Origin of the sequence: Winogradskyella sp. (assembly GCF_028289625.1) — a bacterium.
In the GTDB taxonomy this organism is placed as follows: domain Bacteria; phylum Bacteroidota; class Bacteroidia; order Flavobacteriales; family Flavobacteriaceae; genus Winogradskyella.
This window is the reverse complement of sequence record NZ_JANQOM010000066.1, coordinates 1-12,112: the sequence shown is the minus strand read 5'-3', so window position 1 is coordinate 12,112 and position 12,112 is coordinate 1. Positions and strand designations below refer to the sequence as shown.

10 protein-coding genes are annotated in these 12,112 nt (G+C 36.2%); 2 read left to right on the top strand and 8 right to left on the bottom strand.

Features of this window, described 5'->3' with window-relative positions; translation table 11 throughout:
• Nucleotides 1–39: 39 nt before the first annotated feature.
• Nucleotides 40–2,112 carry a pitrilysin family protein gene (locus Q0992_RS13385; RefSeq protein ID WP_299525298.1) on the bottom strand — a complete coding sequence of 691 codons (2,073 nt, stop codon included), beginning with the start codon at nucleotides 2,110–2,112 and terminating at the stop codon, nucleotides 40–42.
• On the bottom strand, nucleotides 2,112–3,443 hold the full coding sequence (locus Q0992_RS13380; RefSeq protein ID WP_299525294.1) for a pitrilysin family protein: 1,332 nt from the start codon (nucleotides 3,441–3,443) through the stop codon (nucleotides 2,112–2,114). The genes Q0992_RS13385 and Q0992_RS13380 overlap by 1 nt, the downstream gene beginning before the upstream one ends.
• 288 nt (nucleotides 3,444–3,731) lie before the next feature.
• Here Q0992_RS13380 and rplU point away from each other — a divergent pair, with 288 nt between their 5' ends.
• Both rplU and rpmA read left to right on the top strand, forming a co-directional pair.
• A complete protein-coding gene (gene rplU, locus Q0992_RS13375) occupies nucleotides 3,732–4,376 on the top strand; it encodes a 50S ribosomal protein L21 (RefSeq protein ID WP_299525291.1) in 645 nt (214 codons plus the stop codon).
• Nucleotides 4,377–4,391: 15 nt separating this feature from the next.
• A complete protein-coding gene (gene rpmA, locus Q0992_RS13370) occupies nucleotides 4,392–4,652 on the top strand; it encodes a 50S ribosomal protein L27 (RefSeq protein ID WP_299525288.1) in 261 nt (86 codons plus the stop codon).
• A 56-nt stretch (nucleotides 4,653–4,708) separates the two neighbouring features.
• Here rpmA and Q0992_RS13365 read toward each other — a convergent pair whose 3' ends face one another.
• From Q0992_RS13365 to Q0992_RS13340, 6 genes are all read right to left on the bottom strand, one after another.
• Nucleotides 4,709–6,487 (bottom strand): DNA mismatch repair protein MutS, encoded by a 1,779-nt coding sequence (locus tag Q0992_RS13365; RefSeq protein ID WP_299525285.1) that lies wholly within the window; start codon nucleotides 6,485–6,487, stop codon nucleotides 4,709–4,711.
• A gap of 5 nt (nucleotides 6,488–6,492) precedes the next feature.
• Complete coding sequence (locus tag Q0992_RS13360) at nucleotides 6,493–7,398, bottom strand: M20/M25/M40 family metallo-hydrolase (protein WP_299525282.1); 906 nt, start codon at nucleotides 7,396–7,398, stop codon at nucleotides 6,493–6,495.
• Nucleotides 7,399–7,478: 80 nt separating this feature from the next.
• Nucleotides 7,479–8,225 (bottom strand): succinate dehydrogenase/fumarate reductase iron-sulfur subunit, encoded by a 747-nt coding sequence (locus Q0992_RS13355; protein WP_299525344.1) that lies wholly within the window; start codon nucleotides 8,223–8,225, stop codon nucleotides 7,479–7,481.
• A 10-nt stretch (nucleotides 8,226–8,235) separates the two neighbouring features.
• Complete coding sequence (locus Q0992_RS13350) at nucleotides 8,236–10,236, bottom strand: fumarate reductase/succinate dehydrogenase flavoprotein subunit (RefSeq protein WP_299525279.1); 2,001 nt, start codon at nucleotides 10,234–10,236, stop codon at nucleotides 8,236–8,238.
• Nucleotides 10,237–10,252: 16 nt separating this feature from the next.
• Nucleotides 10,253–10,939 (bottom strand): succinate dehydrogenase cytochrome b subunit, encoded by a 687-nt coding sequence (locus Q0992_RS13345; RefSeq protein ID WP_299525277.1) that lies wholly within the window; start codon nucleotides 10,937–10,939, stop codon nucleotides 10,253–10,255.
• A gap of 94 nt (nucleotides 10,940–11,033) precedes the next feature.
• On the bottom strand, nucleotides 11,034–11,900 hold the full coding sequence (locus Q0992_RS13340; protein ID WP_299525274.1) for a hypothetical protein: 867 nt from the start codon (nucleotides 11,898–11,900) through the stop codon (nucleotides 11,034–11,036).
• Between the last annotated feature and the right edge of the window lie 212 nt (nucleotides 11,901–12,112).

The following is a 12,112-nucleotide window of genomic DNA, read 5'->3' as shown; positions in this document are numbered from 1 at the left end:
CGTGTTAGGGTTTGTTATAGGTTTATCTATATATGTTTGTTAATCAAAATCAGCGTCAGTTACACCTTCGTTAATTTTAATCTCTTTTAATTTAAACTCAATAACCTGACCCATCTGACTTCCTGATCTAATACCTGGGAATTTGAGTCCACCAAATTCTTGATAGTCCTTTAAAAATGTTTCTTGGTTTTGTGTTTGTCCTTGCATAGACGTCGTTTGTATTTCTTTTACTTTTAATCCAGATTCCACATCATAAAAGTATGTCAAAGAAATAACTTCTCCAGGGATTTCAATTTTATAGGCATCCTTACCTTCTACAGCTTCAATTCCTGATAACTTTGCTTTATCAGAATTCAGCAAATTCAATTCTGGGAATAATCCAGCCATAATACGCATATCATTTGCCATATTCTCTGGTAACGGATTGTTATTCATTGTGGCTTTATCTTTTGTCATGATTGCTGCCATCATTACGCTACCATTCATTGATAGGCTTTGGGACGCTTTACCATCAACTTTCTTTTCTTCACTAACTATTGTTGCACCCATTGCAGAAGCTTCGTAAGTCGCCAAAATAGAGTTTGTTGCATCAATTTTAGCTTTTCCTCCAATGGCGTCCAAGTATTTATTAATAATTGAATTTACATCAACACCTTCAGGCATTTCAACGTCATAATTAGGCTTATCGGTCTTATTGGCATATTTATCATAATAGAGAATTGGAATACCTGTTTTTTCTAAATTCTCTAATACCTCGCTTCCCTTACCAACAATGACAACTCTTTGATTAGCTCCTAAGTACTTGTTCGCTACTCGTTTCACATCTTCTACACTTACATCATTTATTTTCTGTAAATATGTTGAATAAAAATCTTGTGGCAAATCGTTTAATTTAATATTAAGAGCGTAGTTGGCTATGGTCTGAGGGCGTTCTAATCCCATTATAAAATTACCTACATATTTTGCCTTTGAATCTTTTAGTAATTGCGCATCTACTGGTTCAGTTTTAATCCGTTTTATTTCTTTTAAAAACTCAACAACAGCGCTATCCGTTACCTCATTTCTTACTTTGGCAGAAGCATTGAAGCGCCCTAATCCATATCTACTTGCACCCAAACTTGAATAAGCTCCATAAGTATAACCCTTGTCTTCACGTAGGTTTTTAAATAAGTAACCTTCACCGCCTCCGCCAAGAATATTGTTCGCAATTAACGCTGCATGGTAATCCCCACTATTCATTTTTAAATCTACATTATTAGTTACAAAGATGCTTGACTGAGTAGAACTTGGATTATCTACAAAATTAATTTGTGTATATTGAGCATTTGGTGCTGCTGGTTGCAGTGGAATAGCGATATCTACTGAATTTTCCCATTTACCAAAATGCTTTTCAATCTGCTTTTGAACTTTAATTAAGTCTACATCACCAATAACAACTAAATACGCATTATCTGGGTTAAAATACTTTTCATAAAATCCTAGTATATCTGAAAACGCAACATTATTAATGGTCTCTTCTGTAGTATATTCTCCATAAGCATGGTTTTTACCATAAGCTAAAACGTCTCTTACTCTTCTGCTTATAGCATCCACATTTTTTTCGTCTGACTTTATACCTTCAATAAGTTTTTCTTTTTCTTTTTCAAACTCTTCTTCCGTCAATAATGGATTAATAGCAGCATCAGCCATCAATTCTAAAATTCGATCAGAATACTTTGATAGGGAACTTGCAAACCCACCTGAAAAGCCGAAACTTAAATTGGCACCCAAGAAATCTATTTCTTCATTAAAATCATCTTTAGAAATTGTAGTGGTACCATTACCCAACATTGCACCAAGAATGCTCTCAATACCTGCTTTGTCTTTGGTCGCAATAGGATTATTATCAATTCTAAGCGAATAAGACACTCTCGGTAATTTATGATTTTCAACAACAAGTACTTGCATTCCATTCTTTAATGAGAACTCAGAAGGAACTTCAAGTTTGATCTCTGGTTCTGGACCAGGTTTTGGCATTTTAGATCTATCGAGTTGAGCATTTAAACCTAATGAGACAAAAGCCAATAGGATAAACGTCAAAGCCTTTAAATTCGTATTATATAGTGTTTTCATTATTGATCGTCTTTTTTAGGTAAATATTTGATTTCTATACGTTGGTTTGGACTTAGATATTTCTTAGCCACATCTCTTATTTCTTCTCTTGTTATTGATCGATATAAGTCTAACTGGGTGTTAATTAAATTAACATCACCATAAAGTAGATAGTATGTTGCCAAAGAACCAGCAATACCCTCAACGCTGGTGTTTGAGTTTACAAATTGATTTTCAAATTGATTTAACAATTTTTGATAATCACGTTCAGAAATAAGCTCTGTTTGCATTACTTTAATTTCTTCGTCCATTTCAGAAAGTAGTGTTTCTAAAGCAACATCACCTAACGGAATTGCAAAAAGCGCGAAAATATTGTGGTCCACTTGCCCTAAATTTACAGCTTGCACCGCTAGCGCTTGCTTTTGCTCATCTACAATTTTTTTGTAAAGTACTGAACTTTTCCCACCGCTTAAATAAGTCGAAATCATGTCCAAAACATAGGCATCTCTCGATGATTGTGGCGGCAATCTGTATGCTGCAATTATAGCAGGTAACTGAATATTAGCGTCAAAGGCTTCAACTTTTTTAGACTCAGTAATCGGTGTTTCCTCTGGGAAGTTCCTAACTGGTTTAGGTCTTTGCTTTACTTCACTAAAGTATTTTTTCACTAATTCTTTAGTCTCATTAGTATCTATATCACCTGCAACAATTAAAACAGCATTGTTGGGTGTGTACCATTTATCAAAATAGGCATAAAACTCTTCAAGTGTTGACGCGTTAATATCCTCTACAAAACCTAAAACTGAGTTTTTGTAAGGGTGATTTTCAAATAAGTTTGCATTAATGGTTTCTAATAGTTTACCATATGGAGCATCTGTAGACTGACGTTTTTCTTCCTTTACCACCTCTTTTTGAGTATCAACTCCTATTTGATCGATTACAGGATGTAACATGCGCTCAGATTCTAACCACAACCCTAATTCTAACTTATTAGATGGAAAAATATCATAATAATATGTTCTATCCATTGAAGTATTAGCATTAAATCTGCCTCCATTAGCAGGTATAATTTTCATGAACTCACCTCGCTCAATATTTTCAGAACCTTCAAATAAAAGGTGTTCAAAAAAGTGGGCAAAGCCAGACCTTAAGCCCGTTTCTGGGCTTCCACCAAGATCTTTGCCGCCAACATCGTACATGACGGAAGTAATTACAACTGGGGCGGAATTGTCTTGATGTAAAATTACATGCAGACCATTATCCAAATCGAACTCTGTAAACTCTACTTGCTGTGCGTTAGAATTAAATCCAACTAATAGAAAAGACAATAGAGCAAATACGCTTTTTTTCATTATTAATAGTGTTTTAATTTTAAAATTTGTTCTTGTGTTTGACACATTTTAATATGCATTGTTACACAAAGTGTTGCAAAAATAAGGAATCGTCCTGCTTTTTAACATAATAAAATGTGAAAACTCTGATAATTAAGCACTCTCGTTTTAATTTAATTTGCATTTACATCAAAAACTACTCGAAAAGCCCAAAAACGTTTGTAGATTAGGAATTTAGGAGTATATTTGCGTCCGCTTTTAGAGAAAAGCTATTTTGATTCATAAACTAATTAATAAAAACGTTACGCTATGTACGCAATTGTAGAGATAGCAGGGCATCAATTTAAAGTTGAGAAAGACCAAAAAGTTTTTGTTAACCGTTTATCTACTGAAGAAGGTAAGAAAGTCGCTTTCGATAATGTTCTTCTCATAGGAAATGGTAACGACATCACTTTAGGCGCCCCAGCTATAGACGGAGCACAAGTTAGTGCCAAAGTCTTAAAGCACCTTAAAGGTGACAAGGTGATCGTTTTCAAAAAGAAAAGACGTAAAGGTTACCGTGTTAAAAATGGACACAGACAAGCCTTAACTGAAATCGTAATCGAAGGCATTACTGCTTCTGGAGCAAAGAAAGTTGCTCCAAAGAAAGAAACTAAAAAAGCTGAACCTAAAGCTGCTGCCCCACAAGCAGAAGCAAAGAAGGAAGCACCAAAAGCTAAACCAACTGCAAATCCGAATTCAGATAGAGCAACTGTAAACTTTGGTGAAGATCATGAGTTGAACTACCACTTAAAGAAAAACGGATTGTCACAATCTATTGCTAATAGAAAGGCATTAACTGAACTAGGTGCGGAAGTAAAAGAAAAATTAGGAAAAAACATCCTAACCCACGAGGAAGTAGATGAAGCTATCATTGCTAACATCGATAGATTTAAAGCATTAAAAAGTAAATAATAAAAACCTTAAACAATGGCTCATAAAAAAGGAGTTGGTAGTTCTAAAAACGGGAGAGAATCAGAATCGAAACGCTTAGGTGTTAAGATTTTTGGTGGACAAGCTGCAGTGGCAGGGAATATCATCGTAAGACAACGCGGTAACACGCACCACCCAGGTGAAAATGTATACCAAGGCAAAGACCACACTTTACATGCTAAAGTTGATGGTATCGTACAATTTACTAAGAAAAAAGACAACAAGTCTTATGTTTCTATAATGCCATTTGAGGCTTAAGAAATAATTTCTTCTTAAAAATTTAGAAACCCTTTCTGATTTTCAGATAGGGTTTTTTAGTTCCCCACTATTTTCATCTTCCTCAGCAGAAAACTGGCATTCATATTTTGGCAAACACCCTTTTTGAGTTTATAATCAAAAAAAAGCTCATCGTTCTTAATCTCTGCATCGAAGAAATAGTTCTTAATGGGATCTAATTCAGCTTCAATTTCCGTAAGACTTAAATCGTGTGTAGCAATAATTCCTGTAGCTTTTAGACTCGCTAGTCGCTCAACAAATTTTCTTGAGCCTATGGCCTTATCGGTACTGTTAGTCCCTTTTAAAATCTCATCTAAAATCACGAAATAATTCTTGTCCTTTTCGATGGTATCAACAACAAATTTAAGTCGTGTTAATTCACTAAAAAAGTAAGAGCTGTCATCTATCAAAGAATCTGTGGTTCGCATACTGGTGATTAACCTAATAGGCTTGTATTTACTTTGTTGTGCACAAACTGGTAAGCCCACATTTGCCATTACAATATGCAGCCCAATAGTTCTTAAAAACGTACTCTTGCCAGCCATATTAGCCCCAGTCACAATAAAAAACTGCTCTTGTTGTAATTCTATGTCACTATCTACGCGTTTTTCTGGGTTTAATAAAGGATGTCCTAAATCCTTGGCTTTAATTGTAGTTTTTTCATTAGTAATTTCAGGATAACTAAACGATTGGTGATTAAACCCATAGTTGCCAAAGCTATTATAGGCATCAAAAAATGTCACCACTTCAAACCAATCCTCAACCTTATCGGCATATTTAGTAATCCATTGCTCTACATGATAGGTTTGCCTTATATCCCAAAGTAAATAGCCGTTTCCAAAAATGGCTGAAATAAAATTATTTCTGTTGTCTAGCGCATCTAAAGCCTTTGAGAATTTTGAAAATATTTGTGATGCTTTTAAGCCTTCGGATTGAATTTTTTGTTGTTTTTCCCTTAATAGCTTAGACTCAAATTTATGATTTTCTATTTGTTCTAATAACAGTGCGTATTGTCTAAATGTATCTTTGGCTTTTTCTGTGTTCTGAGCCACTTTATTGATTTGCTTTAAATACTTTCCGGTAATTCCCAATCCCAACAGCATCCAATAGCCAGCATATTTAATGGGTATGATTTCAGTAATACCTAAAACTAAAATAAAAAGTGATGCCAAACTAAAGCCAATTGTCAACCTATATAGCGTTGTGTTTAAAAACGGTACATAGTCTTTTAACCATTTAATTATCGATTTGGCTGAATGCTCAATTTTTACGCCTTGGGCAATGCCACTATAATGTTGTCTCCATTCTGACAATTTGGAGAGTTCCTTAACAGCTTCTTGCCTTGTTTCTATGTCTAAAATATCATTAGCTAGTAGGCTTTGCACAAAAGTGGCTGTACCCTCTTTAATGGTGGTTCGATTTACAAATTGAAAAAAAGAACCTCTTCCGAATAAATCAATATCTAAGCTATAATAGTGGTTTGGATTTGAATATTCCTTACCATCTGGTCTGTTATGAAAATCGCCAGATGCTATTTGGAGTTCTTCTTCATTAATTCTAGATAATCTTTTATGCAGTGCTCTTTTGGTTTTTAAATCTGTATACCGCGACAGTAAAAAAAGAAATATCACTATACCAATGGCGCCAATAAGCATGGCTACTTTCCAAAGCTCAAAGCTTAAATAAATTCCAAAACCTGTTAAAACAAAAATGGATAGTCGCAATACACTGAGAACTCCCATTTGTTTATAAATACCTTTGGCCTCAGCTTGATGATGCACTAATTGCGCATTATAAAATGTAATAGGACTTTGCATATAACTCAAACACCTTTTTCGCCAATCTCCAGTAAGATAGACAAAATAATTTCTACGGCATTTTTATAGAATTGTGGTGTAATATCTTCAAAATCATCGTTAGGTTTATGATAAGCCTCATGGTCTTCATTCCCGAAATATAAAAACGGAATCTCATTTTGATGAAAAGGTGCATGATCAGAAGACATTGTCCAATTAACTTTACCATCAGTACCATCATGTCCTACTAGCAATTTGGTCGAAGTGGGATTCTCAAAACCTGCAATAATTTTTTCCAGAGGTTTGTGATATCTTCCGCCAACAACATACAATTCATTCTTAGGGCTACGACCAATCATATCCATATTGATATTTAAAAGTACCTTTTCCTTGTTTATAGTATTTACAAAATGCTTGGCGCCCTGCAAACCGATTTCTTCAGCATCAAAAGCGGCAAATAACACGGAATATTTAGGTGGATTTTTCATCAAGTATTCGGCAAAACTCAACATGGCTGATACTCCTGAAGCATTATCATCCGCGCCATTATATATCTCATTGTTTCTACTTCCTAAATGATCATAATGCGCACTTACTACAATATACTTTTGCGGGACATCTTTACCCTTAATTTCTGCTAGAATATTAACTCCCTCAATTATTTCATTACTTAATTTAAAAGTGAATGGTTGTTCAAAGTCATCTCTAAATCCGGAAACACCTATTTCCTTAAACTCCTTTATAATATAAGCTCTTGCAGAATCATTGCCGCTTTCTCCAGTTCTTCTCCCTTCATACTTGTCAGAACTTAAGGTCTTTATACGCTCTAGGAGCTTGTCTTCATCAAATCTGTACTTTTCTGAGTCTTTGTGTTGAGCACAACTCATTAAGGATATCGCTATTAGCAATAGAATCAAAAAGGAATTCTTCATATTAGGGGTTTGGTGGTGTCAAATAAAAGAAAAACCCTAAGCAACGCCTAGGATTTTTAATAAATCTATTATGTTGAATTTTAACCTTTAAAACTCGCTGCTAAATATTCGCGGTTCATGCGAGCAATATTTTCTAAAGATATGCCCTTAGGACACTCAACTTCACAAGCTCCCGTATTGGTACAATTACCAAAACCTTCTTCGTCCATTTGCTTTACCATATTCAATACACGGTCTGTGGCTTCGACTTGGCCTTGTGGCAGTAATGCAAACTGCGATACTTTTGCAGATACAAAGAGCATTGCGGAAGAGTTTTTACAACTCGCTACACAAGCCCCACAACCAATACATGTTGCTGCATCAAAAGCCTTATCCGCATTTTCTTTCTCGATAGGAATGGCATTGGCATCCTGAGTATTCCCAGATGTGTTTACTGAAATAAAACCACCAGCTTGTTGAATACGATCAAATGATGTACGGTCTACAATTAAATCTTTTATGACTGGGAATGCCTTAGCTCTCCATGGTTCTATATAGATAGTGTCACCATCTTTGAAGCTACGCATATGCAACTGACATGCCGTAATTCTTGTGGAGGGGCCATGTGCTCTACCGTTGATATATAAGGAGCATGTACCACAAATACCCTCCCTACAATCATGATCAAAAGCCACAGGCTCTTCTCCTTTTTCAATAAGCTCCTGATTAAGGACATCTAACATTTCTAAGAAAGACATGTCAGGCGAAATATCCGTAACAGGATAATCAACGATACTTCCTTTATCATTTGAGTTTTTCTGACGCCAAATTTTTAACGTTAAGTTCATCATAGCTCTTTTATTTATAACTTCTTTCTTTCACTTCAATATTTTTGTACTCAAGTGGCTCTTTATGATGTACGGCCTCACTTGCTTGGCCTTTGTACTCCCAAGCCGATACGTATTGGTACTCCTTTACCCTTAATGCTTCCCCACCTTCAGTTTGATATTCTTCTCTAAAATGCCCTCCTGCCGATTCATTACGCTCTAAAGCATCTTTAGCAAATAATTCGCCCAGCTCTAAGAAGTCAGCAACGCGGCCTGCTTTAGCTAATTCTTCATTGTACTCATTTTCACCACCTGGAACAAAGACATCTTTATGGAATTCTTCTCTTAATTCGGCAATCTCCGTAATTGCTTCTTTTAAGTCTTTTTCGTTACGTGCCATTCCACATTTGTTCCACATAATCTTACCTAAACGCTTATGGAAATGATCTACCGATTTTGTGCCTTTATTATTAATCAATTTATCAATCGTAGCACGGACATTTTTTTCAGCTTCATCAAACTCTTTAGTATCTGTAGGAATAGGGCCAGTTCTAATATCATGAGCGAGATAATCACCTATGGTATAAGGCAATACAAAATAACCATCAGCTAACCCTTGCATTAAAGCAGAGGCTCCTAATCGGTTGGCACCGTGATCAGAAAAATTAGCTTCACCAGCTGCATACAGCCCAGGAACTGTAGTCATAAGGTTATAATCCACCCATAGACCACCCATAGTATAGTGAACTGCAGGATAAATCATCATTGGTGTTTCGTATGGATTTTGATCTACAATTTTCTCGTACATCTGAAATAAATTACCATACTTATTCTCTACAACCTTTTTACCCAAGTCGGTCACTACTTTTTTATCGTCAACGTCCAGACCTTTTACGTATGCCTGTTCTTTTCCATAACGTTGAATGGCTGATGCAAAATCTAAATAAACCGCTTCACCTGTTTGGTTCACTCCGTAACCAGCATCACAACGTTCTTTAGCTGCTCTTGATGCCACATCTCTTGGTACTAAGTTTCCGAAAGCTGGATAACGACGCTCTAAGTAATAGTCTCTGTCTTCTTCTGCGATTTCGGTTGGTTTTAAACTGCCATTTCTAATCGCTTCTACATCTTTTTTATGCTTCGGCACCCAAATTCGTCCATCATTTCGTAACGATTCGGACATTAAGGTCAGTTTAGATTGATGATCTCCCGAAACCGGAATACATGTAGGGTGAATCTGTGTATAACATGGATTGGCAAAGAATGCACCACGCTTATGGGCTTTCCAAGCCGCAGTAACATTAGAGCCCATAGCATAGGTTGACAAATAAAATGCATTACCATAACCTCCTGTGGCCAAAACTACTGCATGTGCTGAATGACGTTGAATTTCTCCTGTCACTAGATTACGTGCTATAATACCTCTCGCTTTTCCATCAACTATCACTACATCCAACATTTCGTGGCGGGCATACATTTTTATTTTACCACGGCCTATCTGACGATTCATGGCTGCATAAGCGCCTAACAGCAGCTGTTGTCCGGTTTGACCTTTAGCGTAAAATGTACGTGATACTAATACACCACCAAACGAACGGTTATCCAATAAACCACCATATTCTCTTGCAAAAGGCACACCTTGAGCAACACATTGGTCTATAATATTGGTAGAAACCTCAGCCAAGCGATATACATTGGCTTCACGAGAGCGATAATCTCCGCCTTTTACGGTGTCATAGAATAATCTGTATGTTGAGTCACCGTCTCCTTGATAGTTTTTAGCTGCATTAATCCCTCCTTGTGCTGCAATGGAATGCGCACGTCTAGGTGAATCCTGAAAACAAAATGCCTTTACATTATAACCAAGTTCTGCTAAAGTTGCTGCAGCTGAACCTCCGGCTAAGCCCGTACCAACAATGATGACATCAATTAGACGTTTGTTGGCAGGATTAACAAGATTAATATCATTTTTATGTTTTGTCCACTTATCCGCTAAAGGGCCTTCTGGAATTTTAGAATCTAATATTGACATAGTAGTGTTCTTTTTTTTAATGGGTAAAGTGATGGTAAACTGCGATGAAGATAAATAAAGCAGGAATTCCTATGGAATAAACTTTACTAAATCCTTTGAGTCCTTTAATGTATTTATTGTTGGCACCAATAGATTGGAAAGATGAATTGAATCCATGTAATAAATGTAAGGCCAATAGTATAAATGCCACCACATAAATACCTACTCTAACAGGGCTTACAAATTTTTCACGTAATTCTTCATAGTAACGGAATCCGGATTCGGTATTATTTGGGTCGATTAAACCACTCATATCTCCTTCAATGTATTTCACGGTCATCTCATGAACCCAGAAGTCGTACATATGTAGACCTAAGAATGCCAATACTACAACACCTGTGAGTAGCATATTTCTAGACATCCAAGTCGAATTATCTTTAGCAGAGTTACTTGCATATTTCACACCTCTAGATGCTTTGTTTTTAGCTTCTAGAATGAAGCCCATTACAAAGTGGAAGATGACTCCAAAAATTAAAATAGGCTGCATTAGTCCTTGCACCAAAGGATTTGTTCCCATAAAATGGGATAAATTATTAAAGAGTTCCTCACTGAATACAGAAGTAAAATTTATGGAAACATGCATTACGAGGAAAACCATTAGGAAGAGTGCCGAAAGCGCCATAGCAAACTTTCTTCCAATCGAAGAATTCAGAATTCCGCTCATTGTAGATCTAATCTTTTTGTTAGTCCCACAAAAATACAGTACAATCCACGTTTTAGCAACTGACGCTTGTCATAATTATTTATTTAGAATCGTTTTAATTAGAAACACTAGGAATCAATCCTCGTAATCCCATATCAACAACTTGTTCGCCAGCAGAAGGCTCATATTTCCCATCATTATTGACTTCGGTCCATTCAAAACTATTATTAATAGAAAATGACAGGGTTACTGTAATATCTTCGGTCTCGTTTCCGGTAATTACAAAAGAATTTGAAAATTCTCCAGTAACTACGCAAGAGCCTTGTGGTACTGGCGATGTTGCAAACAAAGGATTAGGTACTGTGGTTGCACCTGCTGGTGCTTGCCCTTGGCTGGTAAATCCTAAAGCCTCAAATGCCCAAAATCCTTGAAGCACATCATCATTAACTGTAATGGTACTTCCATTTAAATCAAAGGATGTGATATAGTTGTTATAACCTACAAAACTTGCCAAGCGACCTGTAACTTCACCAACATTATCGGTTAAAACTTGAATATCACCTTCTTGATAAGCCAAAGAGACCCTTACCCATTCGTAACTTCCGTTTGCTACTTGACTAAGTGGGATGCTCAAAAACACATCATCATCACCTGCAAAAATGGACTGTTGAAAGTCGATGGCCATATCTCCTCCAGCATTGGTTTCTGCTCCTTCATAGATTATTTCTCCCTGCCCTAATAATGTTGTTGCTGTTGGTGCAAACTCAATATAATTAGCACTCATGCTTTGAATGATTGGAGTTTGTGCCGCATTACCAGCCGGAATGGTCGCTGGCTGTCCTAAATTATCTAAACGTTGTTGATTTGGGTCAAAATCGAGCTTAATAATAAGTTGTGGTTCTGTACTTGGATTATCATCATTGTCATCACTGCAAGAGACCATCAGGGTGATTGCGGACATAAGTAGGATAAGTTTTTTCATAATATTTAAGATTTTGTGAGCCTGCGCAATTTAAGCATTTTTTTTCTTCGAGCGGATTCGGCCATTCATAATGGGAGAAATTAGTATCGAGAAGCTTTTTCTAAATTGAATAGTTCTCGATACAATTTCTTCGGAGCTCAAAAATCACTCGAACTGACATTATGCTATTTTATTTCAAGTCTTGTTTCGGCATTAGCAATTTGTATCGTATA